This window comes from Sporosarcina sp. 6E9, assembly GCF_017921835.1.
Classification (GTDB): Bacteria; Bacillota; Bacilli; order Bacillales_A; family Planococcaceae; genus Sporosarcina.
This window is the reverse complement of sequence record NZ_JAGEMN010000006.1, coordinates 76896-102599: the sequence shown is the minus strand read 5'-3', so window position 1 is coordinate 102599 and position 25704 is coordinate 76896. Positions and strand designations below refer to the sequence as shown.

Below are 25704 nucleotides of genomic sequence, written 5' to 3'. Positions count from 1 at the left end.
CCCGCTCGGAATGGAAATCGACTAAATGATAAAAAACGAGTACTTGAGTGCTTCCAAGTGCTCGTTTAATTTCGTCTTACGATACATTAACAGCTATTAATGAAATTTCCCCAAGTGGTATGACCTGCGTATTTCCATCTATATCTAACGTGATTGATTCTTTATTTGCATCGATAATCGACCCGTCAATAACGACGTCTTCCAAGGTCACTTTAACGCGTTTATCTTCTAGTAAAAGTAAATAGATAGCTAATGGGATACCGAAAAACAGTTGGATGAGTTTTGGAGAGGAAGCGACGACTTCACCGAAATGGTAGGTTAATTGCCGTTGCAAAGCCGGTTTCATTCGATCAATTTCCGACTCAGGATATGGGTCTGCGTATTTTCCAAATGGCTGTATCCCATCAATCTTGTCAAATGGAATTAGCGTCGCATGCTCACCTTCTCTTAGAACCAGAAAATCAGACCCCACCAGAGTAACGACACCTTCAACTTTCCCCCCACTATGATCCGCAATTTCAACTCGTAATCCAGTCAATCCATCGAAAACCTTTCGATAGGATTCTTGGGGTGGACGACTATCTGACAACGCTAGATCAAGTAGCAACTCGTTTGTATCCCTAATTTCTTCAAGTAATTTAGCCAATTCAGCAGGGGGCAAACAGTCCGCCGGTGAAGGAAGTTGCGGCGAAGGTAATCGTTCAGGACAACAATGTTCTTCTTCGGGCAAAATATCTTCCTTATCCATCAAGACACTTCCCATCTTCATCATTTTTTAGTTGCGGCAAATGTTTTTGTAATTCGTTATAAACTCTCATTATGCCCCACATACCTTGCTCGATATCCCATTGAATATTTCCAGATCGGTACATATAATCTCCGGAATTGTTCCCATAAGCACCAGCTCCGCCCAACAGTTCTAAATTTCGTAGAGCGCCTGCAACATTAAATCCGACGAATGATTCCGTTCGGGAATTAATATCCTTCGTATCAAAACGGAAGCGATGTCCATGAAGATTAAATGTGTGTGATCTTCGTCTTTCTGATGGTGTGATTAATCGGATTGTTACTGGATCCCCTACATAACTTTCAAACAATGGTGTTGCTGGATCCCCAAATCTATGTGTACTAAACAAGTCATGTAGCACTGGATCTTTTTGATAGCGGTTAATTAATTGTTCACTTCGATAGTTAAAACCGCGTGAACCTTGATCGTACGTATCCAGTAAATCTTCTTCGATTTCTGGTGGCGGTAGCAAAATACCATCAACCGGATCAAAAATGACTTCGTTGTTTTTATCCAGTAACCTCACGCCGTCATGCATAATCATGACAAATTCTCGTATATCCGGTAAATAGGGATTGCGCAAAATAACATTCGCTCCGGTTCGTACCGGCTTTAGCGTATAGGGATCCAAATATTTCGTCCCCCTAGGTTCAGCAATAAAGGCACCGAATGCACCATGCGATTTATGGTTTCGAATATCCGCCATATCCCACATGCCGCAAGCGCCTACTTGAGATTCTACCCACCAACGATAGGTTCTTTTTTCACCCGGACCAATCGTTTGGTCTCCGTTAAACCCGACAGTTTCTCCTGCCGAAGTTTTCACATCATATTGTATTAATTGGGGATGTAGGGATATTCGCAAGGACGGCGGATAAAACGCTTGCTCTTTCACTTCAGGATAAGGATGAATTCCATCTTTGAAGGGAAATTTATCAAGTTCCAACAGACTCGTCAACGTTACTTCAACGGTATCGCCGACATTGGCCCGAATAATTAAAGGCTCGGGATTTTTCGTCCCTTTTACAATTGCGTCCATGTCTTCTCGAAGCGCGAAAATAATGCCATTTGGATCATGATCTCCGAAGTCGTTATAAACGATTGGACATTGGAAAGCGACTACATCAAAATAGCGAACCGGTCCATTTTCGTTAGGTATAAGTACAGGATTATCTGCTGGTGGCGGATTTTTTCCAGTACATTCAGGCAACGGCTTTGAACGCTTTAATGGCTTTGGTCGGTCCCCTAAAGGAATTAGGTCTGGCACTTTTTCATCATAAGCACGGATTAACCCCCACAGTCCGTTCCATAAATCTTCTTCTGTCTCAAACGCCCACAAGTAATCGCCAGATCGTGGAATATACGATTCCATCGTGAACGACTCAGAAATTCCGATATGCTGTTGCTCTTTCTGACTTGAATCTAAGTTGCCACGTTCTTTCAGCCAACTCAATCCATGGACATTAAAGCTATGAGATTCTTCTTGAGCACCTTGGAGGAGGCGAATGCGAATCGAATCGCCTTCATAAGCTCTTAATATTGGCGTAATTGGATCCCCATTCAAATAGGAGCTAAATGTATAAGCAGGGTCAGCATCGGGACCTAATCTAAATTGCAACGGTTCATTTTTATAATTCACTCCAAACAATCCGGGGTCATCATCAGATCCTGGAAAATTTGGCGGTTGAAGTGGTTTGCCATTTTTATCGAATAATAAAGCGAAATCTTGAACAAATAATGCAAAATCTCGATAATTCGGAATGAGTGGATGACTAGAAGTGATTTGTGTGCCATGAACGACGTCTTCCCCTGTTTTGCAGTCCAGAAATTTGGTGAAACGTGGATGAACAACGCCCGTTCCAAATACACCGTGCTGTTGATGCGCGTTTGGATACATATGATCGTGAAAGAACCAAGCTTTTAATTCGACGTCTGCATAATAGGAGTATTGCATCGTTTCACCCGGTAATATAGATGAATCATAATTCCATCCGATATTCCCCCCGTCATTAACTAGAACATCAAACTTTACAAAGTGGATATGGAGTCCAGTTTCATACGTTCTTGTAACAAGCTGAAATGCATCCCCGTCAAGAATATGAGGACACCGATTCGTATAATTAATATGGAAACAAGTATGAGCAGGCGCATGAATGACGAGCGGTTCTGGTTCTTTCTTCCCCGAACAAACAGCTTCTAAATCTTCATCTAACACATACACCCTACCTTTTGGGTCATGCCAACCTTGTTTGTTATAGGTGATTGGCAACTCGATTAACGAAATGTTAAATACCCTCACTGGTGCTTCACTCATACATGGATCCGTAAACACCGCACCTGGTCTTGGCTTTTCAATTGCAGCATTTCTCTCTAATTCGGTCAATCCCCTGCCGCCGACAATTCCGAGTGGCGGACGCGGTGCTTTGTATCCTACTTTTCCAGGAATAAAATTTGGAAAACCAGGTTTTAGTTTTGTCGGTTTAGGCGGTGCTTTTCGGTCGGGTAATGGCTGGAGTGCCTTAATCGGAACACCGTTAGGATAGCACTCGCTACCATCTTGAAGCGTATTAAAAACCCGGTTCATTCCCCACATCCCCGCTGCAAAATGTGGATATAGATGACAGTGAATAACTGCATCCCCAAAAGATCCTTGCAAACTTCCCAAACCGTATAACGGTTCAATCGTATAATGCGACTGCGGGCTAGTCGCTTGGGAATCGAAAATTTCAGAAGCAAGGTCACCGGGGTCACTTAACCATTGATGAACATGGTAATGAAAGACGTGTGTTTCTTTTACGCCCCCATGGACAACTCTTATTTTTGCAGGATCCCCGACGTAGCCGCGTAAAATCGGCGTAGAAGGATCTCCGTATACCCATGAATCATGATGGACTTCTTCTCCCTCACAATTCGGGCAAACCACCCCTTCTGAGATGAGCTGCTGGCGTCTATTCACCGGTTCATACCGGTAATTAGCTCCGTGAAATGATTCCTCTTCCTGGTTCGATAAATGATTGATCGGGCGATTCCCCGTTAAATCATCAACTTCCATCTCATCATGAAAGACCCAAGCATATTCTCGGAATGATGGTAATATCGGGTGATGGATATCAGCATAAACGCCACTATTCATCGGCTTTCCAGTCTCGGGATTTGTCCACCAAGAAAACCGCTTTTGAACAAACAACGCTCCGAATAAGCCATTTGAATTCGAACCATTTTCACCACTTGATGGATTTGCTAAATCAGAAAAATAATAGGTGCCTTCTTTTATAACATGAATTCGATATACAAAAGAATCATTTGGTTCAACGGTACTCTCTCCGTTTAATCCTACGTTCACACCATCCATGTTTCTAACGTCATACTCGGCTTGTTGAAAATGGAGGCCCACGTGAAAAGGTAGTTGATTTTCCAGCAGAACTTCCACTGTATCTCCTTCATTTGCCCGAATAATGAGTGGTTGAACTAAGTCCACGGGAGAGAAAGGGTTTTTCTCAACCATTTTCTTTACTTTCTGTTCATTTTCTTTTAACACGAAAATCATTCCATTTGGATTATGATCCCCAAATGAATTCAAAACGATTCGAATTGGAATCGCTACTATATGGTATCTTCTTATCATTGGGATACCTCCTTTCTATCAATCTTTCAATTCAGGGATTTTTGCACCGATTCCTGTTTCTATATAAAAAACATCTATTGAGTGAATATGCACCGTCCATTCTTTTCCTTCCAAAGCAGGAACGGATGTCGTTTCAACAGCCAATAGAGCCATGTCGTTGTTCACTGCTTTAATCTTACCTACAAACATGAATGGGAATGCTTCTGTTAATATAAACACGCGTCGCCCAATACTTCTCCTGAAATGTTCGACAATTCCCTCGTCCCTAATGGTATTAATCGCTCCAATTGAACGGTCATTTGTCATGTCTACACCTCTCCCTGGTCATAGTAATGGAAATACCGCATCGCTTGGAACTTCTGTCGTATAAGAGACAATTTGCTCAAGTGGAATACTGAGTGGAAACGGAAATTCATAAAACGGTGCATTTACCATTTTTATGATGACGGGTGAAAGTGTCAGATGGCCTGCGCCAACTTCAGAAACTCTTCCACTAAAAATCGGTCGGAAAACTTGGCCTAGTAGGTTTAGTTGAACCGCTCGTGTAATGACTAACAGTTCTTTTCCTTTTAAATTCAATAAATCCTCATCGGGTATGAAAGCTGGGTTAACCATTAAACTACCTCCCTTTCTTAACGATTAGACCTCGTAAAATAGAGAACCATCTGACTGTTGACAGCGAACGTACTTCATTCAATTGAATTACCTTTTCTTTTTTAAAACGCGTCAGAAACAGTTCTTTTTTCGACGTATTCTTTATTTTCCCGACATGTGTTTTCTGATCCGTTTTCACCTCTACCCATAAATCTTTCCATGAATAAAGATTTGTTTGTAGGGATTCTTCAAAAAACTGTCGAATAAGTTCTTCTCTTTTAGCTACTGTATCGCCAAATTGCAGGACAAGTTTTTGTTGTAATTGATTGTCATAGATATAGTGTTGTTGGGAATCGGAATAAGTGGGATGACCAAAGGGGATGGTTGCAGATTCAATGGCTGTGTAAGGAATCCAAATTCGCTTTTTCAAATTTGTCACCATGACAAAATCCCTTCCAATAGTAGAAACTTTACCCTCATTTGTTACAGTTGCCTCTTTAATGACAGAAGTAACAAGTACTTGCTGGTTTCGTTTCAGTTTAAAAAACTGTTTCAACATCAAGGACTTCCGAAGTGTTTCATCTTGCTTTGTGATTCTGAAAAGGTTTTTTTGGTGAATATATTCTGTTAGTACTCTCGTTTCTTCTGAAGAAACAGCACTTGTCGGAGATGAAAATGATATAGGTAATTCATTATCTTGCATGATACGTGGCCTCCAATGAACTTGTGAGAAAATAAATCCAAGTTATTTGATTAACAGCTCCAATTGGTTTGCAATCTCTTCAATATTGACACGTTTTTTTCCTATCGCCATATCGTGATGGGCTCTTATATAATCATTTGAATCGACAATATACATGGATGTGGAGTGAGTGACAAAGCCGTCTTCATTTTTTTCATAATAGAAATTAAAATACTGTGTGAATTTCTTTGTTTCTTCTAGTGACCCTCGTGAAAATAACCAGTTAGGACTCGAAATTTCAAATCGCTCTTTATATTGGTTTATTATCTCACTCGTATCATATTCAGGATCCAATGTGATTGATAGGACAATATACCGGTCATCTGTTATCCCCTTTTCTCGCATCAGTTGTTGGAGCTCTTTTAAGTCCCACATTGTCATGGGGCAAATGTCTGGGCAATTCGTAAAGAAAAACGAGATTAGCTTCGGTTTTTCTTGGAATTCCTGACCATCATTTCCACCTTCAGTTAGTGGCCATTCTTTTACAGTCCCGAGTTTTGGCAAATCGATTGACTGCGGCCAAAAGAAGTAGAAAGCTAAGAAACCAATCACTAGTAAAACTGTACTTCTTACGATTTTCAATAAATTCTTCCCTCCTCTTAAACACGGAACGAGTAGCGAATGATGCGACAAACGAGCGTTAATAGACAGGCCGAGAAAATAGCAAGACTCAACATATTTGTCTCAATCAATGATTCCGCTTCGATGGGGATCTTACATAATGCTGGGTTCTTAAGTACAGCACCTAGCATCGTTCCCATGACCCCGCCGATAATCCCGTTGTAAATTCCGTTTAAGGCAGCTGGCGCTTTCAATAATGATCCGAATTTCCAACCGATAAGTAGACCGACAATAATTGGCGAAAGGTAAAAAACCGCTTGATCTTCAGGCAACAATAATTTTACGTGAAGAGCTATTACCATCGAAGATACTGGCGTAATCGCAGTCCCCATCGTCATTGTAAAACGGTCATCAAATAACATCTTTTTCTTTTTCAATAGTACATACACAGTCGTTAATTCGACTAAGTTCCAAACAAATAACGTACTGATAATAAGCACTGTTTACATCACGCCCTCCTAATCGAATTTAAGATTGTGAGTAAACAGACTACTAATAATCCGTGAATGAATACGATAAACACGGACGACATTTCTATCACTGTTCCAATCATCGGAGACATTAACCCAACGACCATTCCATTCGTTAATCCTGTCATGAAGGTTTGGTAATCAAATAGGAGTCCAAACAATGCGCCTACTCCTAATCCGACCAATGTAGAAATGATTGTTATGAACGTAAAGTGAAAAGGATATTGAGTAATGAGTAATACGCCGGCGAGCATGGCAATCATGCCGCCCATTACAATGCTAATATTCATGCCTAATTGAAAGCCGATTCGTTTTTTAATTCCTCGTAAATATGCGTAAAAACCAAGAACAATACAAACATCCGTATAGATAAAAATCATAGCAGCAAGTTTAACCATCCATAGCCACCTCTACATACGTTATGAAATTACGGAAGCGGACGTAACTTGTCCACATTTAATCGTAAAATCAATCTTCTTTCACCAATGTCATTATACCTACCCCTCAATCCCTCTTTTACATACACTAGTAGTAAGTTTTTGAAATATATGCTAGGAGAGGTTTATAAATATGAAAGTAGGACCGATTAATTCATTTAACGAGTCGAAGGAATTTCAGTAAAACTGGATATCATGCGCGCAATTTCAATTCAATCTACATCTGTAAATTCACTGCCATAAACGTCCCATTCACGATTCGTAGGTGAATATGTTTCATGATAACTAAACAATATTAGAAAGGAGGAAACTGTATGAATGACTGTCAACACTGCAGCGAATGCGATCGTTGTAAAGGTGCTCGCGGCCCTAGAGGATTTAGAGGTCCAAGAGGCTATGAAGGTCCAATGGGGTACGACGGGGAAAAAGGACCGAAAGGAGACCCAGGCGCTCGAGGTTCAAGAGGTCCTCAAGGATATGATGGAGAAAAAGGTGAGCCGGGACCTAAAGGGGATACTGGTCCAAGAGGAGAACGGGGAGAAAGGGGACCTGAAGGAACATTCAAATCTGCATATGGCTATGCCTATAACGAATCAGGCGCTTTTGAATCGGGTGCCGTGAAATTTTTCATCGCAGGCCCTTTGCAAGATGTTGAATTGAAAAATGACGGTTTAAAGATACTTAAAGATGGCATATACCAAATTGACTACAAAGTTCTGCTTGAATCAAATGTAATCACTTGTACGCCTTCATCTTTTAAACTTGTCATTAATGATGAAATTACAATATCATCTTCAGTAACTGAGTCAACTACCTCGAATACGCTAACATCCACTCAGCTATTCTCATTGCAAAAAGGCGACGTTATAAAACTGATAGCAGAATTACAAGAACACTTCCATTGTAAACTAGCAACATTACAAGTCTTACAAGTAGGTTGACGAGATATCGCTTGTAATTTTTGATGCCCATGATGCACATCTTACGACACAAAAAGCTTAACAAAATCCGACCAAAGAAAATAGGCTATTCCCGTTCACTTCAAGTGTCTAGGAATAGCCTATTTTTATTTCATCTGGTCAGTTGTCCAGAGATTCCAAGGATAATCATTCGGTGGTTGTGATTCGACTCGAATCATTTCCTTCGTTGTCGGATGAGGAAATTCAAGCACATTTGCCCATAACGCGATTTGCTGTCCCGGACGATTGACGTGTTGCCCGTATTTTTGATCGCCGTATAGCGGAAAGCCTGATTCAGAAAGTTGCACACGTATTTGATGAGAACGACCCGTGTGGAGACGTACAGCTAAAAGGCTGAGCCCGTCTGAACTGCGAATCGTTTCGTAATCGAGAACAGCTTTCTTACCTTCCTTGTGCGTGGCAGCAACAGCATGCACTTTGTTTTTCTTCGTATCTTTATATAAATAATGCTCCAGTTTCGCCTTGTTTTTATTCGGAACACCCCTTACTACGGCCAGATACTTCCGTTCAAGTTCATTTTTCCGAATTACATCCGATAAACGCGATGCAGCCTTCGATGTCTTCGCAAAAACCATAACCCCACCAACAGGACGGTCCAATCGGTGAACAAGCCCTAAGTAAACGTTACCTGGTTTATTATACCGAACCTTTATATCTTCTTTTAATATCGTAAGTAAATCTTTATCACGGCTGTCGTCTCCTTGCACGGGAATATTGACAGGCTTTTCAACGACCAGTAAGTGATTGTCTTCATACAGAATTGGGATTTTCATGGGTAAATTTACTCCTTTAAATAACTCATATCTGTCTATTGTAAGGCAATCTTCAATAGGAAGTAAAATAATGCTATTCAGCAATTAGCGCTAGTTTTTCTCCAACACTTTTCAAGATGATGTCTAACTCTGCATAGCCGTAATAGTTAATATGGATGAGCCCTTTTCCTTTTGCGGCAAAAACTTCAGTTTCTTCATCCGTTTCACGTATGAATAGCGTATCAAAATCATCACTTTCTTGCCTATTAAGGGCACCGCCAAGGTAGCGATAATCGTATCTATTCATTAAATCTTTAATTAGGTTTTCACCCATTGAAGGAAAAGTTAACTTATAAACCTGTGTATACATATACGGTGAATATTCTCCACTACTATCCTGCCATACCTCACTGGAAATGATACCTGATTCATGTGTTTCATACTGAAGCGGTGCAAAAGGGCTCCAATGATAATGATACTGATTCAGAATATCTCTGTTTTCCTCAACAAAGTATTCTTCCCGAACTAAGCTGTCATTTTGCTCTATATCTGCTAAGCGGACGAATGGTAGGTCACTACTCTTCTGTGGTAAATTTTCAGTTCGATCTAGGATAAGTTGGATCCAAGGAACGAGAACACCAACCGCGATAATTGGAATTACCGCTATAATCAAAGAGATATTTACACGACGGGAACTTCTCCAAGAAGCATGATGATTAATCGGTCTTCCTTCTTTAAGGTGGTTTCTTAATTTACGGACGTAAAAGATCCCACGAATCATCTTGTAAACCAAACCCGAGAGTAATAATGATGTTGTCATATAGGTGATCCCGCCTCCCTCAACCAAGGAATATGTCGGGCCTGCTAGAAAAAACCATAAATAAAACTGCATGCCAATTAGTAGTAAACTTAGGACGACCACGAGAATCGTAGATTTTTTTATTTTATTATCAAATTTTTTTAATGTATGGGATTGCTCGGCTGAATCAGTATGTAACTCAGGTGCATTTAGTTTCGTTTCTGATGAAAATAAAGTAAATTCACTAAATTTCGTTTCATACTCCCATCCAGCTTGCCTATATAGTCTTTTCTCTTCTTCTGAAATCGCTCGACTCATTGAGGTATCAATTCTATAGCGCACCTCTTTCGGGTCACCTATTTCAAAATATGCAAATAGCTTTCCAATCTTTTTCACATGTAGACCATCGCTAGCCATATCAGAAAACCAACTTTCATGTTCACCAATATGCCAACGATCAACCACAAGTAACTTTCGAACCTGCTTAGCCATTCGTATCACCTTCTTCCAAGATGTCTCCGTCTTTCAGCAATGCTTTTAGACGGCCATATTCATGACGAAGCGCATATTCCCCCTCCGCTGTAATCGTATATATTTTTCTTCTGCCGTCATCCTTCTTTAAAGCAATAAGCCCTTCTTTTTGCAAACGTGTAAGTACTCCGTAAAGCGTACCAGGGCCCATTTCTATTCGACCATTCGAAACTTCCTTAATTTCATTCATCAGCCCATATCCATGACTTGGATTCATCAGTGTTAATAACACATAGTACATTGCCTCCGTCATCGGGCCACCTGTGTATTCCATTGATACACCTCCAACGCTATTATGCCACACGATATACCGTATGACATAATAGTAATTCACATGAAATCCATTGTCAATATTCCAATGAGTTAAATCTATCCAAAATAAAAAACGTTCCCATTTCATCGCATGAGAACGTCTATTACTCTTTATTTTTCAAAACGGTAAAGCACTTCGGAGTTTTCTTTTTTTCTTTCTAAAAAACTTTAACATTCCCCTTCTCATCTTTCCATCAATCATTGGGTATATAATTAATGGCAATCCAGGTATGAAGGAAACCACTATAAGCGCTAGCCAATAACTTTTTTGTGCAAGGAAATGGATGAATGTAGTTGGCAAAAATGGATAAAACAATCCTACTTGTATAGATGATTTATAAGCACCTGGCTTTTGTGCGGTTACTGTATAAGTTGTTTCTAGTTGCTGGCCTTGTGATAGTTTTATATTTTTATGGCTGGCCATAATCTGTTTATCTTTCGTTGTTATGGATCCGATTAATGGAAAGAACCCGCCATTTTTAAGTTCCGATAATGGTTGTGAAACCTCATCTCCTACTTGTAATATCCCAACTTCGCTTCCCATTAGAACACCGTGTCCTTGCTCGGAGACTTCATAAATCACATTCATCTTTTGTCCCGAAGCGAGCATAGTGGCCCCCATAATAACGACAATTGTTAAGCCACCTAATATATAAATAAACTGCAATTCAATTCCGTTTTCTCTCTTTTTTCGTATTCGTGAAGACTTTAATTCTCCAATACCGATTAAGGCAGCTAGAATTAAGGCAATCGCAGGTAATAAAAATGAGCTACCTTGATATTTTTCCACTAATAATGATAGATGCCCTAGTTTTGGAATCACTATTGGGGTATCGCCAATGGTAAAAGCCTTGGCAGCAATCCACTCACGATCAATTAAACCAGTACCATCATTTTGATCTGTATAGTTATTTGCATCACCTTTTGTTATGAAACCTATACTTTCATTTCCATCCATTACTCGGTGTGCAATCCATCCTTTGTCGGCAAGACTACCTTCTTCCGTTTTAAAAAAGACAATATCCCCATTTTGTATGACATCTTTTTCGTTTATATTTTTTATAATCACCATATCGCCGCGTTCCCAAACGGGGTACATACTATTTGAACGAATGACACTAAGTAAGACTGGTTTTTTTGTGATTGCTGAACCAACTGCGGCAATTAACGTACATATGATAGCAAGTGCTAGCAACGCATTTATTATTCTAGTAAATAGTTTCATGCCAGTTCCCCCTCATCTATAGTTTATTGTAATTCTGCAGAAGAATAAGCCCTCTAAAGTAGAATCCGTATGGTACGAAAGTGTACCCTCCAGTAACAAAGGTGGTAGATAGAGTAGACAAATGCCTCCCAAAAATCCCACTACAGAGTGAGGATAACCCATATTAATACTCTTATACTTAAAGTAGTTTCAAAACGGCGTGTAGCCTAAAAAATGTAGGAGGAGATTTATTAATGAAGATGAAAAAAGGTTTATTAATGGTCGTTTTACTACTAGCACTATCTAGCATTATGGCAGCAATGTCTTATAATAAGGCAACTGTTACAAGTGCATCAGCGTTGAAAGTAGTTAACACTAATCAGGCACTTTTATCCCTGGAAGCTAACGCACCATGGAGTTGGGAAAATACAGTAGGCGCGAAGGATAAAACAGCTGTTGTCAAAGACGGTGAGCTTTACTTTGAATTTGGCAAAGGTATTAATGGAGGAACCGGTGCTTCAGAATTCTACGGTCTTCAGCCCAACAGTGTTTACGAATGGAGTCCTTTGTTCACACTAAGGAATAAATCAGCAGAAACATTAAAAGTTACAATTAAAGCTAAAGGACCTTATGCCAAATATATCACTCTTGGAACAGCAAGCAATCCTAGAGCAAATGCAGCACCTGTTTGGGGCACAAAAGGACAACCATTGGTACTTGATAGAATTAACAAAGAAGTTAATTCTGGACAACAAAATCTTGCATATATTGCAGTGAAAATAAGCGTTCCAAAAGGACACGCAGTTTCACAATCTGAAATTATGGGCTCAATAATCGTTACATCAGATGCAATAAATTAAGTTAAATTAATAAACAAAGGAAGATTTGGTGGTTAACCCATCAATTCTTTCTTTTTTGCATTTACTAAAAAAATAATATAATCATAGTATGCCAATTCTAATATAGACATTAAGTAATAGTGTCAGTTTCAAGGCGATCTGACAAAAATCTCTCTTTAAAGACATAAATAGAACTGAAACAATTACACAAATTGACACCAAATTCAAAATATATAGGTTATACTGGTATATGCAATAGAATATTAAGCGAGGAAACTGTGATATACGTTCTTTATGTGGGCACCTTGGACGTATGGAGTAACTGGTGCAACCGGCCTAATTAGATTGGACATTTGTCCTGTTTAATTGGGTTTTTATTATGATTTCAGGAGGAGACGTGTTGAAACGGTTCATTTCTTTAACAGCCCTATTATTGTTTATCTCACTATTTCTTTACCATGGCACTAGTTTTTCAAATGCTGAAATAAAAAATGATGCGATATTATCGATTGTCTCAGAAGAGAATGCGCTCATCGCAATCACGTACGGGGAAGGTGGAAACTTCTTCGTAACAAATAATACAGCTAAAGCAATTGATGTTAGGAATATAGAAGTAGTGAATGAAAATGATCAAGCTGTTATTTCCGTGGTAAAAAATGATCCTACCACAATCGTTCCAGGAAAAAGCCAAAACTTTATCTTAGCCGGAGATCCAAATAGCTTAACTGGCAAAGTAATTCAATTTACAGCCCGCTGGAACGGCGGCAACGCTACAATCAATACAACAATTCCTGAATTAATTGGACTAAGTTCAGTTGAAGAGTCTAATGAAGCGAATACAAATCCAGAACCGTCCGAAGACGATGGGGATAATCACAATACAGAGATAGATGAAGATGTAGTTATTGAAGTAGATACAGACGCTGAAGAAACCGTAGACCAGAAATAGATAAGGATAAATTAAGGGGCGATTTTCATTGAAGCGAATCTTTTCTAATCTATTAAATAAAAAAAGTAAACAAATGAAAATATATCTCACCGGATGCTTAATTATCGCGGCAACTATCTCAATCTCCTCGTCTTTAAAAACAAAGACTATCACCATTCAAAGCAATGACAATATAGCCCATTTAGGGACAAGTTATGATTACCAGGCGACAATCACGCCAAATATCCTTTATCCAAAAGGCGGAACATTCGATGTGGGTAATACGATATTTAAGAAAATCACGACTGCAATTCCTGCCCATCTCAAATCAATCATTAACTCAGACGCTGAAGTGAGCGCAGCTGGTACCTATGAGGTTCAATTAGTAGTGAAAGCAGGCGAATTATGGGAAAGAGTCTTCCCTTTAACAGTACAACAGTCCTTTGAATTAATGGGTACAGAAATACCTCTAATTGATACTAATTTTAACATTGACCTCGACGAAATTAATTCATTTATAACACAGGTAGAGGAAGAAACTAATATTAGATCAGACCAATACCTATTCGAAGTGGCGCCAAATATAAATGGAACGATTACCTATGATGGAAATGAAATACCAATTCCAGAACAGGAGAATTTAGTTTTCCAATCCTCCTATGAAGAGATTATTCTAATTAGCGATAAAGCATTCACATCTACAATTCCATTTACATCATCCCAGATCATAACGAACACTTTTAACTTTTTTGGAAATGCCCTGCCTTTGGGTCCAGTTAGAATAATCAGCACGATAATGTCGATTATCTTTCTACTCCCAACTATTTATCTATATGCGAATTTAGTAGCTACTCGAAAAAGTTCGCTTTCAACCCAAGTCGATAATATCAATAAAAAGTACGGCGATCGAATCATTCCTGTATCGCAAAAGATTAATTCCGATGATAAGACAGTCATCACGCTTCAATCATTTAAATCGATCATCAAAATTGCTGATGAAAAAGAACTGCCAATCTTTCACCATCGAATTCATGAAGACGGAAGCGCCGTGTATTTTATTGCGGATGGGGATTATTTGTACAACTATGAAACCATTAAATTGACGATAGCACATAGCACAGAAGATATTGTAGATAGAGATGAAGCCTATGCAAAAGGTTAATCAGATTTACCACTTCATCAGTAGTAGCTCGTCTAGCAAGATTCGTTTAGTACTCTTATTTCGGTACAGTTCACTCTTACTAACATCATTCTTTTTTTTACTCGGACCACAGTCTCCATTTATCTTTAAGGCTTTGGTCGTTGTTGCACTTGTTGTAGCTGCTGGTATATTGACTGATTTACAAAGGAAGTATGTCGGAAATGATAAAGTGCTAAGACTTATCGTTTTGACTGAAACAATTGGATTAACGTTGTTGTTAATTCCAACGGGAGGTATTTCTAGTCCGTTTATCTGGTATGCGCTCAATCCAGTAATTGTTGCGGCAAGTTTTCTGACGCCATTGTTTTGTTGGGTTGCCTTAACTTTTTATCTTGGAAGTGCTACTTTGATTGCCTACGCATTATTTCCAACCGACAGTATGGTGGCAATCTTGCAAGAAAAGTCATACTTCTACCTGGTTTGTTTATTAATCACATTACTTGCAAGTTTGTTTTCTAGCCTAACGAAAGAATTGAGTTCGAAAGCAACCATCTTAAAAGAGCAGCATGAAGAACTCTTAACTGTAAATAAAGAACTGATTGAAACGAATGGTAAATATGAAGAAACATTAGATCACATCATGTCCCTTTACCATCTTATGGATAACTTTTCTTCTAAAAGTAGTCCGCAAAAACTGGCTGATGAAATTACGACGTCTTTGCTCAAATTCACGCAAAGCGAGGCTACTTTTGTGTGGTTGACTGATTTGAATCATAGCACTAGCTATCTTTCTACATCCAGCCAAAATGCTAACCTAGAAAGTAGCCTAAAGAAAGAATGGACTAGCATTCGCGGAACACGAGCGCCTTTTATCCGCAGCTTGAATGATAAATTCTATTTGATGCGAGTGATCAGAACTTCTAAAAAAATTGGCGTTTTGGGTGTTCAAATTAGAAGTTCAAGTATTGATACGCTCTCCTACCTGCTTAAAAATACGTTTGAATTTTTAACAGAACTCAGTGAGATCATGTTAGAAAGAGTTTTTTTAGATAAAATCATGGAAAAGACAGTGATTATCGAAGAACAAAACCGCATCGCCAATGAAATTCACGACAGCGTGTCCCAGAGATTGTTCGGTATCGTTTATTCCCTACACGGTTTGCAGGCGAAAAGTCGCAACCTATCAAGCGAACAATTAAATGAGGAATATCAATTTCTTTCACAGTCTGCCAATTTAACCATCAAAGAACTTAGGGCAGCGATATTTCGTTTAAGTTCCATTAAAAAAGGTGAAAAACCCTTTTTTGCTCGCTTAAGAACTTATTTAGATGACTTTGCGAAGCTCAATGATATTCGAATCGACTACCAAATTTCGGGAAATGAAATAAATATGCCTACCGAATTAAAACAAGGGATTTATCGAATTGTTAGCGAGGCTTGTGGAAATGCTGTTCGCCACGGGGAATGTCATGTGATTCATGTGAAATTAGATCTCCTTGCAGAAAAAACCGTATTAGTTATCCAAGATGACGGTATCGGGATTAAGACGCATGGTAACAACGATAAAAAAATAAAAGGGATCGGCTTATACAATATGCAAAACATCGTTCGGTCATTGGACGGTAAATTCTCAATCACCCAAAGGCACCAGGGGGGTACGGAAGTAATTGTAGACATTCCATATACAACGAAAATAATACAGGAGGTAATCGGCTAATATGAAAGTTATCATCGTGGACGATCATCCGTTGGTTCGTAAAGGTCTAAATACAATACTTACTTTGGAAGGCATGGACGTAGTCGGTGAAGCTAGGAATCATCAAGAAGCAATCGAGCTTTTAAAATCTAAGAAAGCTGATTTGGCTTTGATAGATCTTCGGTTGGGTACTGAATCCGGTTTGGATTTAATCGCCGAAGCGCTTCAACTGAAACTGGATTGTAAATTCATTGTGCTCACCTCTTCTACTGACGAGGCGGACTTTAAACGCGCGAAAGAAATTGGGGTCGATGGGTATGTGTTAAAAGAAGCGTTGCCTGAAGAACTCATTCATGCGCTGAGCGTGATTGCCAGAGGACGAAAATATTATGATCCGGGCGTGATGGACTTGTTAATTGACTCGAGGAATCCCGTCAAAGTCGATGGTCAAATCGAACAGCTAACGCCAAAAGAAAAAGAGGTCCTTCTCGAATTGGGGATGGGTCATTCCAATAAAGAAATCTCGCAGAAACTGTATATTACGGAATACACCGTTAAAAAACATGTCAGTCAAGTGCTGGCGAAACTGAACCTAGCGGATCGGACACACGCTGCCTTATATGCCAATGTGAAAGGATTAGTCACATACGTAGTCAATTAAAAAAATGCCCATTTGCGAAACGTCGGAATTTCGTTTCGTAAATGGGCATTTCACTATTAAATATAAGCACGGTGGACCTTCTTGCCGCCATATGAAAAGACGACCTTCCTTCTATTCACAGTCGTTTCGATATGCACAATGCGTCCCCATAATTGGTATATATACGGAAGGACATTTTCCAAATAGTTAATATCAAGCTCCGTTTGCTCATAACGATGTTCCAAGTAAAGTTCTCCATTTCGTAAATAGTCCCCATCTTTCACGACGATATATGGGAATCCACCATTTACCCGCATATTGATCAGTTGGTCTCTTACACCTTCATATTCCTTACTGGTTATTTGATATTCCTTCCCCTTTTTTTCAAATAGATAAAGATCTTCTTGTTGGACAAGTTCCTTTGTTAAATAATTGCGGATGAAGGAAATATCCGACTCCACTTCCCTGACTTCATATATTTTCTCCCGACCGCTATTCGGCTTAGCACCGTATTTCATCATTTCGGCGGATGGCTGATTATACCGTTTTTCAATATCTTCAAATATTTTCAATCCTAAATAGTACGGATTAATCCCTGTTTTGGATGGTTGCACGACATCTGCATTCAGCTTCGCGAACTCAATCGATTCGTCAGATGTCAGTTCCATCTCCCGTAAAATTCGTTGGTGCCAAAACGAAGCCCATCCTTCATTCATGATTTTCGTTTCAAGTTGCGGCCAAAAATACAACATCTCTTCCCGCATCATCGTTAATATATCGCGTTGCCATTCTTCGAGTTCACGACTATTTTGTTCAATGAATAACAAAATATCTTTCTCGGGTTTGGAAGGGTTTTTCTTTCTGCTTTGACTTGGGTCAATCACATCGTCTTCTTTGTCATCCAATCCCCATAAGTCATCGTAGGGTCCTTTTCGACTCACTTTTTTCTTATCCGCTTCTTCTTTCAGCCCTTCAGCCGCTCTGTCCCGCTTGATAATCGATGGGTCAACATGCTCTTGAACCGCTAATATAGCATCCAGAAAGCGCTCTACCTCGTCTTTTCCGTGAACGACTTCATAGTTGGCGATGCGCTCAGCGGTGGCCGTCATGCTTTCCACCATGTCTGATCGTGTATTCGAGAAACGCACATTATTTTTGAAGAAATCACAATGGGCAAGAACATGGGCGATGATCAACTTATTTTGAATCAAGCTATTCGTGTCCAATAAAAATGCATAACACGGATTCGAATTAATGACGAGTTCATAGATTTGGCTTAATCCAAGATCATAATGCAATTTCATTTTATGAAACTGTTTCCCGAAACTCCAGTGCGTAAATCTTGTCGGCATGCCGTATGCGCCAAATGTATAAATAATATGAGCAGGACAAATTTCATAGCGCATCGGATAAAAATCGAGACCGAAATCGGTGGCAATCTCAGTAATTTCATCGATTGCGTAATGCAGCGATTTTAACTCCATTAATCGAATCCTTCCGATTTATTTTGAAAAAAGCTTTTTAACGCATGATACACGTCACGATTTTCCTTTAAAACATAATGCCGAAACTTCGGGTCCTCGATTTTTTTATACGTGTTCATCAAGGTAGAATAGCGGCTATAGGCATTGACTTCCCCGTAACCGAACATATTCGATACTTTCATTAATTTCCCAACAAGATCGATGCACAAATTATTGTCGGACGACATATTTTCACCGTCTGAAAAATGAAATGGATAAATATTATACCGGGCTGGGTTGTATTTTTCTTCAATTAGATTCAAAGCAGTTAAATAAGCGGATGAACACCTCGTGCCACCACTTTCACCTTTCGTAAAAAAGTCTTCCTCAGATACAACTTTCGCTTCTGTATGATGGGCGATAAATTCAATTTCTACAGTTTCGTATTTCGTGCGTAGAAAGCGAGTCATCCAGAAGAAGAAACTTCGTGCAATATATTTTTGAAAAGTTCCCATCGAGCCACTCGTATCCATCATCGCAAGCACAACGGCTTGAGATTCCGGATTTTCTACCTCATTCCAAGTTTTAAAGCGTAAATCGTCTGAATGGATCGGCGAGATTTCAGCTTTCCCTTTGATTGCATTTCGTTTTATGGCTGTTAAAATCGTACGTTTTTTATCAATATTACCGATAAGTCCTTTTTTCCGAATATCATTAAATTCGATATCCTCTGAAACGATTTCTGTCTGTTCTTTTTCTTCTAGGTCAGGAAGTTCAAGCTCTTTGAAAAGCACTTCCTCGACTTCTGTCATGGAGATTTCTGTTTCATAATAATCTTGCCCTGGTTGATCTCCTGCTTCTCTTCCTTTCCCTGCCCCCTCACTAGCCGACTTTCCGCCGTCACTTGCCACAACATCGCCTATTTGACTATCGCCGTTTCCTTGGCCAACATGCTTCGACTTATCATTATCATAGCGAATTTTATATTCATCTAATGAGCGGATTGGAATTTTAATGACTTCTTGCCCATTCGATAAGATGATGCTTTCCTCGCTGATCAAATCCGGCAAGTTATTCTTAATCGCTTCTTTCACTTTCTCCATATGGCGGTCCTGATCTTGATAACCTTTCCGATGAAGAGACCAATTTTCCTGTGAGACAATAAAAAGATCATTTTCTTTCTGGTTCATTTTATCCTCACCTACTATCTTATAAGAGTTTAGAGCGGATACTTTCTTCATCATATGCAAGTACAAACAAGTAATTTCATAGATGAAAAAACAAGACTACCTTTAAAACAATAGTCTTGCTTTCCAAAAGGGACTTATCGGTTTAATAAACTTCCAACATAACGTAGTAATTCATTGGCAGAAATTGAATTATAGCCATATTCATTGATCAAGCTTGCAACGACTTCGTTAATCTTTTTCAGCTGTGACTCGTCTGGCGTTTGTGAGGATGTCGTGATTTTTACAATGTCTTTCAAATCCGAAAATAATTTCTTTTCCACTGCTTCTCGTAATCGCGCATGAGAATTGTAATCAAACCGAGTCCCTTTGCGAGCATATGCCGAAATCCGAATGAGGATCTCTTCCCTGAATGCTTTTTTCGCGTTTTCAGACACGCCAATTTGTTCTTCGATCGAACGCATGAGCTTTTCGTCTGGATTCATCTCTTCCCCAGTAAGCAAGTCTCTCATCTTATTTTTATTGCAATAAGCTTCTACGTTATCCAGATAATTGTCAACTAAAGTTTTCGCTGATTCCTCATATGAATAAACGAAAGCCTTTTGGACTTCTTTCTTCGCGATATCGTCGTATTCGCGTCTTGCAATTCCGATGAAATTCAAATACCTTTCACGGTCTTCATTCGAAATCGATGCATGTTGGTCAAGTCCGTCTTTTAAAGAACGTAGGACATCAAGCGCATTGATCGCCGGGACTTCCTTTTGAATAATCGCCGATGAAATCCGGTTAATAACATATCGCGGATCAATCCCGTCCATGCCTTCATCAGGGAACTCATTTTTCAAATCGTCCACATTCACTCGATTAAAGCCTTCGACGTTTTCACCGTCATAAAGTCGCATTTTCTTAAGAAGATCGACTCCTGCTTTTTTTGAATCCTTTAATCTCGTCAATATCGAAAAGATGGCTGCGACGCGCAATGCATGCGGTGCAATATGAATATGGTCCATTTCACTATCATTAATCATTTTTTCATAAATCCGCTCTTCTTGATGCACTTTTAAGTTATAAGGAATCGGCATGACGATAATTCTTGAATGGAGCGCCTCATTTTTCTTATTTGATATAAAGGAGCGATATTCCGTTTCATTCGTATGCGCGACAATTAGTTCATCCGCGCTTATCAATGCGAATCTACCAGCTTTGAAATTTCCTTCTTGCGTCAATGACAATAAAAGCCAAAGGAACTTTTCATCCAACTTCAACATTTCCTGAAACTCCATGATGCCTCGGTTCGCTTTATTTAATTCGCCGTCAAAACGGTAAGCACGTGGGTCTGATTCTGAACCAAATTCCGCAATTGTCGAAAAGTCGATGCTGCCTGTCAAGTCCGCAATATCTTGAGATTTCGGATCGGAAGGCGTATACGTTCCAATGCCGACACGTTTATCTTCCGCGAAAAAGATTCGTTTCACCAGGACATTTTCAATTTCTCCGCCGTACTCCTGTTCAAGCCGCATGGCGTTCAGCGGCGACAAACTGCCTTCAATTCGTATGCCGTACTCTTCGTGAAAGTCGTCACGCAAATGAACCGGGATTAAATGAAGTGGATCTTCGTGCATCGGACAGCCTTTAATCGCATAAACCGCGCCCTCATCTGTTTTTGAATATTGTTCAAGTCCACGTTTCAACATCGTGACGATTGTCGATTTCCCACCACTGACCGGACCCATTAATAACAAAATCCGTTTACGGACATCGAGTCTTTTAGCTGCCGGGTGAAAATATTCCTCTACCAGTCGTTGTATTGATTCTTCCAGACCAAAGATTTCTTCACCGAAAAAGTTGTACAACTTACTGCCGTCATTTTCAGTCACCCCAGCACTTTTAATCATATTATAAACACGTGAATGGGCAGTTTGGGCGACTTCTTTTCGTTCCTTCAATAGGTTTAAATACTCCTCAAATGTGCCCTCCCATTGAAGTCTGTCTTCTTCTTCTCTGAAATTCCTTACCTTATTTAATATACCCATTATATCCCCCTCCATTTAGGGTATGGTTTATACATAGTATGCAGAAGGGATTTTTATAATTCCATAGCTTGCTTTATTTAAATGGGAAAAGCACTGATTCGAATGCTGAAGCAAGCAAATCAGTGTACCTAAACTTTCTATTTGTTAAGTAACTACCGGATCAATCGGCTCTTTTCCAGTCAAAACAGCGACCAAGTTTTCGGCTGCCCGCATTGCCATCGCTTCTTCTGTTTTGGCTGTTGCCGAACCGATATGTGGAACTGTAACGACATTTGGAAACTTTAGTAATGGATTGTCGCGCGCTACCGGTTCCGTTTCGAATACATCTAAACCAGCCCCGTAGATCTTATTATTTTCCACTGCCTCAATCAACGCTTGTTCATCGACCGTCTGTCCGCGTGATACATTAATAAAAACCGCGTTTTCTTTCATTAAATTAAATTCTTTTTCTCCCATTAAATGAAAAGTTGCCTTCGTTAAGGGGGTCATCAACAAAACATAATCCGATGTCATTAATAGCGAATCCAAATCACAATACTCAGCAGCGTACGCCTTTTCAGCTTCATGGTTTCTATTGCGATTATGATACCGAATATCCATATCAAATCCGAACTTAGCCCGTTTGGCTATGGCTTCACCGATTCTGCCCATCCCGATAATTCCCAGCTTTGTACCGTGCACGTCCTTTCCATAAAGGTCAACATAATCGGTTGTCCGCGTCCAACTTCCTTCTTTCACAAAATGGTCTAATTCTGAAATTCGCCTTGCTGTAGCCAATAGGAGGCCAAATGCCAAATCCGCGACGGTTTCATTCAATACATTCGGGGTGTTTGTTCCGATAACGTGGTGGCTTTTCATCGCTGCCAAATCGAAGTTATTGTAACCAACCGAAACATTGCTGACGACTTTTAAAAGCGGCGCATGTTTTAATAACTCTTCATTAATAGGCCCAGTCATGCTACCAGATGTATAGACCCCTTCAACTTCCGCAATTTTTTCTAACAAAGTATCTGTTGGGACTCTTCCTTTCCCTTCCCACTTATGAATCTCACAGTACGTTGCTATGAAATCTTCCACATTTCTTGTAATCGGATATGCAATAAAAACTTTCGGTTTCATAAAAATACCTCCTTAGTCGAAAGACAAGATTTCAGACAATTGTACCATAACAAGAGATGACAGTTTTAGTTTAGTTCATAATCATTGGAATCGATGAATATAATGGAATGATTCCAAGTTAAAGGAGTGAATATGTGGCGAAGTGCAAGAAATGTGGTGCACCAAGAAGCGAATGTAAATCTTGTAAAAAGTGCTAATACGCTGCCCATCTACTACTAGTTGCTAAGGTTGAAGAGCCGTGGCGCCTTATAGCGCTTCGATATGACCCTATGTAGAAACAGACCCCTATTCAATTAATGAGAGCTACAATGACATCACAGAGAACTGTCAAAGATTAAAAAACGGATCCCCCAATCAGAGTGATTGGGGGATTCGCGTTTTTTATATTCCATGCCGATAAATCAAAAATCGTTCATCATTATTGATTTTATAAAGTCCTGGGATTTGAACTTCACGGTATAAGTTGAATGGCGTACTTGTTTCAAGGTATTCAACATACTCCGGAATCGGATAATAAAGAATGATGTCGACTTCACGGGGATGTTCTTCTACCGATTTTAAAATATTATTGACTGTCTTCATGAAAATCTCCGTCGAAAAGGGATTGAAAAAGTAAAACCGGTTTTCTCGTTCATCCACAGCGTATTCCTCCGCTTTACAACGGGTAACACGGATCGCAGGACTTTTCCCTTTTGTTTTTTGTAAATAATGGGTCATGTTCGTGAGTGCCTTATGACAGAGTTGATCGTTCATCTCAACCCCAGTTACCGGAATATTAAAACGACTATGTACATAAAACATAACGCGTCCTTTTCCACAACCGTAGTCGACAAGACCGTCTGATTTCTTTAATTTGTATGTATTAAAAAGTGCGTCTAAAACGATATACGGCGTTGCTTCATAATGATTATAATGAACGGATTGGCTCGGTTCCTCGCTCAAACTCGTTGTATTTATTCGAAGTAGACGGTCATTATTCTTGATGGTCATTTATAAATCCTCCTATAAAAAGCACCAGTCCCCGAGACGACTAGTAAGAAACTGGTTATGATGTTTATGATTCCCCATATTCAAAAATAAATCATATTTAAGTATGTATTTACCTATCGATTGTAGCACATGTAGAAGCAGAAATGTCTGGTATTCCGAAACGAAAAAGCTTGCATTACATGAACGAACGGTTACACATAAAAGAGTAACGATTACTCGTCACTCTTTTCAAATGTATTTTTCGAACTACTGTATAGTCCGCTGGCAGAAAGTCCTAGCATTCCACCGACCAGCACGCCTTGCTTCCAATCAAAATCGGTAACGTATACCACACCGACCGCTATACCGATAAATAACGCAATAAACGGTAACAATTTCTTACTTACTCCTGCTCTTTTGAACATCTCTACAATCCCCATAATCAGAGGAATTATAACCACATCATAAAGTTCAAACATATCATCACCTCTTCTCCTTTTTGTATTTTATGTATGACGTGTCCTTCTAAGAACGGCTACTCTTCTGAATCCTAGAAACTATTTATCGTAAACTGGGTACTTTACGATTTATCAAATGTTTTTGCACACTAGCCCTGTGATTTCCAAAACCGACTCATATTCTATATATATGTCTATAGGAAAGGAGTGGATAGAATGTCTTCTAAAATTGAGAAGGAAGCTTGTAACGTAGGATACGGCGCGGGCTTTACGTTAATCGTTGTATTATTTATCCTGCTTATCATTGTTGGGGCAGCTTATATCGGAAATGATGTTGAAGGTGGGTATGGCTGTTACTAATTTGTAAAGAATTCCAGATTTGACCGCTGATCAATTATGTTAAACAAAAAACAATCTTTTCCTAGATAATTATCTAGAAAAAGATTGTTTTAATTTAAAGGAAAGTTGGATCCTGCGATGATCTCATCAGATGACTTTCGATATAACGCTGAATTGTTAAACGGGCCGTGCTGTCTGTGGAATGAATCAACAATTTGATAACCTATATGATAGCCAATCCATTTAGGAAAAGGGCTTCTCGTCTTCCCATACAAATAAAGTTGATGGTTTTTAGTCCCCCGCAAATTTAAGTTCGGAATGAAGTGTTTGGTCCATATTCCTTTTGACTCTTTGAATGAATAAAAGTCAGTCCACGGCGCAAGCCACCGTTCTCCGTATAATTCTTTCACTGCAAACTCCCCAAAGCCTTCAATAATGAGCGAATCCTTTAATGGGATTGTTTCAGTTGCTAATCCTAAATAGTTTAATCGACAAACATGGTTGTATTCATGCGCTAATAATGCCTTGATTTCCTCAATTCTAAGCCCCTCAGTAATAAATAGAAACAAGGCACCTTTATACGCTAAACCATTTTTCGTAGGTGCTTTTTCATTCCTATGGAGAGTCACCGTATTCAGCGGATAAATATAGATGGCTACCTCTGGGCCTTTCCATAAATTTTTCAAAAAAAGATATTCCTGTTCAACAATCTTCCAAATCTTTCGCTGTTCCAATATCTTAACTTGATTTCTAAGATCCGCCCAATTATCAGGATCAAATAATCCATGAGTTAGAAGTTCATATTGCAATTCTTCCGGATTTACTTCAGGAAATAGCTTCACAATCGGTGCACAAAGCATCTTACATTGAAGGACGTATGAATTTTCTTCCGATTTCTCCGAACATGCATGTAAAAATTTATAAAGCCATGTTTGTGTTTGAATAACTGCCGAGTTTCTCATCCTTTATACTTTTTTGAATGGATCATTTAAGAACCTTAAACAAATATGGACGGGTCTAGACGCTTATCTGTTACTA

The 25704-nt window shown here is 39.3% G+C and carries 26 protein-coding genes and 1 riboswitch; of the genes, 7 read left to right on the top strand and 19 right to left on the bottom strand.

Features of this window, described 5'->3' with window-relative positions; genetic code table 11:
• Positions 1–76: 76 nt before the first annotated feature.
• From J4G36_RS16835 to J4G36_RS16800, 8 genes are read right to left on the bottom strand one after another with little or no spacing between them, the layout of a single operon-like run.
• Positions 77–748, bottom strand: coding sequence for a hypothetical protein (locus J4G36_RS16835; RefSeq protein WP_210471566.1), 672 nt, complete (start codon positions 746–748; stop codon positions 77–79).
• Positions 741–4412: a multicopper oxidase domain-containing protein gene (locus tag J4G36_RS16830; protein ID WP_210471565.1), complete on the bottom strand. Its 3672-nt coding sequence runs from the start codon at positions 4410–4412 to the stop codon at positions 741–743. Before J4G36_RS16830 ends, J4G36_RS16835 begins: the two co-directional genes overlap by 8 nt.
• Before the next feature lie 18 nt (positions 4413–4430).
• Entirely contained in the window at positions 4431–4718 is a 288-nt protein-coding gene (locus J4G36_RS16825) for a hypothetical protein (protein WP_210471564.1), read from the bottom strand.
• An 18-nt stretch (positions 4719–4736) separates the two neighbouring features.
• A complete protein-coding gene (locus J4G36_RS16820) occupies positions 4737–5027 on the bottom strand; it encodes a hypothetical protein (RefSeq protein ID WP_210471563.1) in 291 nt (96 codons plus the stop codon).
• Between the two features lie 4 nt (positions 5028–5031).
• Positions 5032–5709 (bottom strand): hypothetical protein, encoded by a 678-nt coding sequence (locus tag J4G36_RS16815; protein WP_210471562.1) that lies wholly within the window; start codon positions 5707–5709, stop codon positions 5032–5034.
• A gap of 42 nt (positions 5710–5751) precedes the next feature.
• Entirely contained in the window at positions 5752–6330 is a 579-nt protein-coding gene (locus J4G36_RS16810) for an SCO family protein (RefSeq protein ID WP_210471561.1), read from the bottom strand.
• Between the two features lie 17 nt (positions 6331–6347).
• Entirely contained in the window at positions 6348–6809 is a 462-nt protein-coding gene (locus J4G36_RS16805) for a hypothetical protein (RefSeq protein WP_210471560.1), read from the bottom strand.
• Positions 6810–6817: 8 nt separating this feature from the next.
• On the bottom strand, positions 6818–7237 hold the full coding sequence (locus J4G36_RS16800; RefSeq protein WP_210471559.1) for a hypothetical protein: 420 nt from the start codon (positions 7235–7237) through the stop codon (positions 6818–6820).
• A gap of 353 nt (positions 7238–7590) precedes the next feature.
• On the opposite strand from J4G36_RS16800, the gene J4G36_RS16795 reads away from it, so the two are divergent.
• Positions 7591–8217: a collagen-like protein gene (locus J4G36_RS16795; RefSeq protein ID WP_210471558.1), complete on the top strand. Its 627-nt coding sequence runs from the start codon at positions 7591–7593 to the stop codon at positions 8215–8217.
• Between the two features lie 125 nt (positions 8218–8342).
• Here the strand turns inward: J4G36_RS16795 and J4G36_RS16790 are convergent, their stop codons facing one another.
• From J4G36_RS16790 to J4G36_RS16775, 4 genes are all read right to left on the bottom strand, one after another.
• Complete coding sequence (locus J4G36_RS16790; protein ID WP_210471557.1) at positions 8343–9029, bottom strand: RluA family pseudouridine synthase; 687 nt, start codon at positions 9027–9029, stop codon at positions 8343–8345.
• Positions 9030–9102: 73 nt separating this feature from the next.
• Entirely contained in the window at positions 9103–10299 is a 1197-nt protein-coding gene (locus J4G36_RS16785) for a DUF2812 domain-containing protein (protein WP_210471556.1), read from the bottom strand.
• Complete coding sequence (locus J4G36_RS16780) at positions 10292–10738, bottom strand: PadR family transcriptional regulator (RefSeq protein ID WP_246880685.1); 447 nt, start codon at positions 10736–10738, stop codon at positions 10292–10294. The genes J4G36_RS16785 and J4G36_RS16780 overlap by 8 nt, the downstream gene beginning before the upstream one ends.
• 30 nt (positions 10739–10768) lie before the next feature.
• Positions 10769–11875 (bottom strand): signal peptidase I, encoded by a 1107-nt coding sequence (locus J4G36_RS16775; protein WP_210471555.1) that lies wholly within the window; start codon positions 11873–11875, stop codon positions 10769–10771.
• A 233-nt stretch (positions 11876–12108) separates the two neighbouring features.
• Between J4G36_RS16775 and J4G36_RS16770 the strand changes: the two genes are divergently transcribed.
• The 5 genes from J4G36_RS16770 (at position 12109) to J4G36_RS16750 (ending at position 17119) form a co-directional block, all read left to right on the top strand.
• Positions 12109–12714: a hypothetical protein gene (locus tag J4G36_RS16770; protein WP_210471554.1), complete on the top strand. Its 606-nt coding sequence runs from the start codon at positions 12109–12111 to the stop codon at positions 12712–12714.
• A gap of 241 nt (positions 12715–12955) precedes the next feature.
• A riboswitch (cyclic di-GMP riboswitch) is annotated at positions 12956–13039 on the top strand.
• A 54-nt stretch (positions 13040–13093) separates the two neighbouring features.
• Entirely contained in the window at positions 13094–13642 is a 549-nt protein-coding gene (locus J4G36_RS16765; RefSeq protein ID WP_210471553.1) for a hypothetical protein, read from the top strand.
• Between the two features lie 28 nt (positions 13643–13670).
• Positions 13671–14783, top strand: a complete 1113-nt coding sequence (locus tag J4G36_RS16760) for a DUF5305 family protein (protein WP_210471552.1) — start codon at positions 13671–13673, stop codon at positions 14781–14783.
• Positions 14770–16479, top strand: coding sequence for a sensor histidine kinase (locus J4G36_RS16755; protein ID WP_210471551.1), 1710 nt, complete (start codon positions 14770–14772; stop codon positions 16477–16479). The genes J4G36_RS16760 and J4G36_RS16755 overlap by 14 nt, the downstream gene beginning before the upstream one ends.
• A gap of 1 nt (position 16480) precedes the next feature.
• Positions 16481–17119 carry a response regulator gene (locus tag J4G36_RS16750; RefSeq protein WP_210471550.1) on the top strand — a complete coding sequence of 213 codons (639 nt, stop codon included), beginning with the start codon at positions 16481–16483 and terminating at the stop codon, positions 17117–17119.
• Positions 17120–17175: 56 nt separating this feature from the next.
• Here J4G36_RS16750 and J4G36_RS16745 read toward each other — a convergent pair whose 3' ends face one another.
• From J4G36_RS16745 to J4G36_RS16720, 6 genes are all read right to left on the bottom strand, one after another.
• Positions 17176–18582, bottom strand: a complete 1407-nt coding sequence (locus tag J4G36_RS16745; protein WP_210471549.1) for a SpoVR family protein — start codon at positions 18580–18582, stop codon at positions 17176–17178.
• A complete protein-coding gene (gene yhbH, locus J4G36_RS16740) occupies positions 18582–19751 on the bottom strand; it encodes a sporulation protein YhbH (RefSeq protein WP_210471548.1) in 1170 nt (389 codons plus the stop codon). Before yhbH ends, J4G36_RS16745 begins: the two co-directional genes overlap by 1 nt.
• A 134-nt stretch (positions 19752–19885) precedes the next feature.
• Positions 19886–21781, bottom strand: a complete 1896-nt coding sequence (locus tag J4G36_RS16735; protein ID WP_210471547.1) for a PrkA family serine protein kinase — start codon at positions 21779–21781, stop codon at positions 19886–19888.
• A 144-nt stretch (positions 21782–21925) separates the two neighbouring features.
• Positions 21926–22900, bottom strand: a complete 975-nt coding sequence (locus J4G36_RS16730; protein WP_210471546.1) for a 2-hydroxyacid dehydrogenase — start codon at positions 22898–22900, stop codon at positions 21926–21928.
• A 381-nt stretch (positions 22901–23281) separates the two neighbouring features.
• Positions 23282–23890 (bottom strand): class I SAM-dependent methyltransferase, encoded by a 609-nt coding sequence (locus tag J4G36_RS16725; protein WP_210471545.1) that lies wholly within the window; start codon positions 23888–23890, stop codon positions 23282–23284.
• Between the two features lie 212 nt (positions 23891–24102).
• Positions 24103–24330 (bottom strand): hypothetical protein, encoded by a 228-nt coding sequence (locus tag J4G36_RS16720; RefSeq protein WP_368668800.1) that lies wholly within the window; start codon positions 24328–24330, stop codon positions 24103–24105.
• Between the two features lie 213 nt (positions 24331–24543).
• Between J4G36_RS16720 and J4G36_RS16715 the strand changes: the two genes are divergently transcribed.
• Positions 24544–24687 carry a YjcZ family sporulation protein gene (locus J4G36_RS16715; RefSeq protein ID WP_210471543.1) on the top strand — a complete coding sequence of 48 codons (144 nt, stop codon included), beginning with the start codon at positions 24544–24546 and terminating at the stop codon, positions 24685–24687.
• Positions 24688–24776: 89 nt separating this feature from the next.
• Here the strand turns inward: J4G36_RS16715 and J4G36_RS16710 are convergent, their stop codons facing one another.
• A complete protein-coding gene (locus J4G36_RS16710) occupies positions 24777–25628 on the bottom strand; it encodes a DUF2268 domain-containing putative Zn-dependent protease (protein WP_210471542.1) in 852 nt (283 codons plus the stop codon).
• Between the last annotated feature and the right edge of the window lie 76 nt (positions 25629–25704).

Coding starts and splice junctions, on each gene's coding strand:
- J4G36_RS16775 (WP_210471555.1), bottom strand. CDS start 11,875: ATGAAACTATTTACTAGAATAATAAATGCGTTGCTAGCACTTGCTATC.
- J4G36_RS16735 (WP_210471547.1), bottom strand. CDS start 21,781: ATGGGTATATTAAATAAGGTAAGGAATTTCAGAGAAGAAGAAGACAGA.
- J4G36_RS16790 (WP_210471557.1), bottom strand. CDS start 9,029: ATGAAAATCCCAATTCTGTATGAAGACAATCACTTACTGGTCGTTGAA.
- J4G36_RS16835 (WP_210471566.1), bottom strand. CDS start 748: ATGGATAAGGAAGATATTTTGCCCGAAGAAGAACATTGTTGTCCTGAA.
- J4G36_RS16725 (WP_210471545.1), bottom strand. CDS start 23,890: ATGACCATCAAGAATAATGACCGTCTACTTCGAATAAATACAACGAGT.
- J4G36_RS16750 (WP_210471550.1), top strand. CDS start 16,481: ATGAAAGTTATCATCGTGGACGATCATCCGTTGGTTCGTAAAGGTCTA.
- J4G36_RS16780 (WP_246880685.1), bottom strand. CDS start 10,738: ATGAAATGGGAACGTTTTTTATTTTGGATAGATTTAACTCATTGGAAT.
- yhbH (WP_210471548.1), bottom strand. CDS start 19,751: ATGAACCAGAAAGAAAATGATCTTTTTATTGTCTCACAGGAAAATTGG.
- J4G36_RS16755 (WP_210471551.1), top strand. CDS start 14,770: ATGCAAAAGGTTAATCAGATTTACCACTTCATCAGTAGTAGCTCGTCT.
- J4G36_RS16815 (WP_210471562.1), bottom strand. CDS start 5,709: ATGCAAGATAATGAATTACCTATATCATTTTCATCTCCGACAAGTGCT.
- J4G36_RS16800 (WP_210471559.1), bottom strand. CDS start 7,237: ATGGTTAAACTTGCTGCTATGATTTTTATCTATACGGATGTTTGTATT.
- J4G36_RS16715 (WP_210471543.1), top strand. CDS start 24,544: ATGTCTTCTAAAATTGAGAAGGAAGCTTGTAACGTAGGATACGGCGCG.
- J4G36_RS16785 (WP_210471556.1), bottom strand. CDS start 10,299: ATGGCTAAGCAGGTTCGAAAGTTACTTGTGGTTGATCGTTGGCATATT.
- J4G36_RS16825 (WP_210471564.1), bottom strand. CDS start 4,718: ATGACAAATGACCGTTCAATTGGAGCGATTAATACCATTAGGGACGAG.
- J4G36_RS16710 (WP_210471542.1), bottom strand. CDS start 25,628: ATGAGAAACTCGGCAGTTATTCAAACACAAACATGGCTTTATAAATTT.
- J4G36_RS16820 (WP_210471563.1), bottom strand. CDS start 5,027: ATGGTTAACCCAGCTTTCATACCCGATGAGGATTTATTGAATTTAAAA.
- J4G36_RS16770 (WP_210471554.1), top strand. CDS start 12,109: ATGAAGATGAAAAAAGGTTTATTAATGGTCGTTTTACTACTAGCACTA.
- J4G36_RS16745 (WP_210471549.1), bottom strand. CDS start 18,582: ATGGAGTTAAAATCGCTGCATTACGCAATCGATGAAATTACTGAGATT.
- J4G36_RS16795 (WP_210471558.1), top strand. CDS start 7,591: ATGAATGACTGTCAACACTGCAGCGAATGCGATCGTTGTAAAGGTGCT.
- J4G36_RS16830 (WP_210471565.1), bottom strand. CDS start 4,412: ATGATAAGAAGATACCATATAGTAGCGATTCCAATTCGAATCGTTTTG.
- J4G36_RS16730 (WP_210471546.1), bottom strand. CDS start 22,900: ATGAAACCGAAAGTTTTTATTGCATATCCGATTACAAGAAATGTGGAA.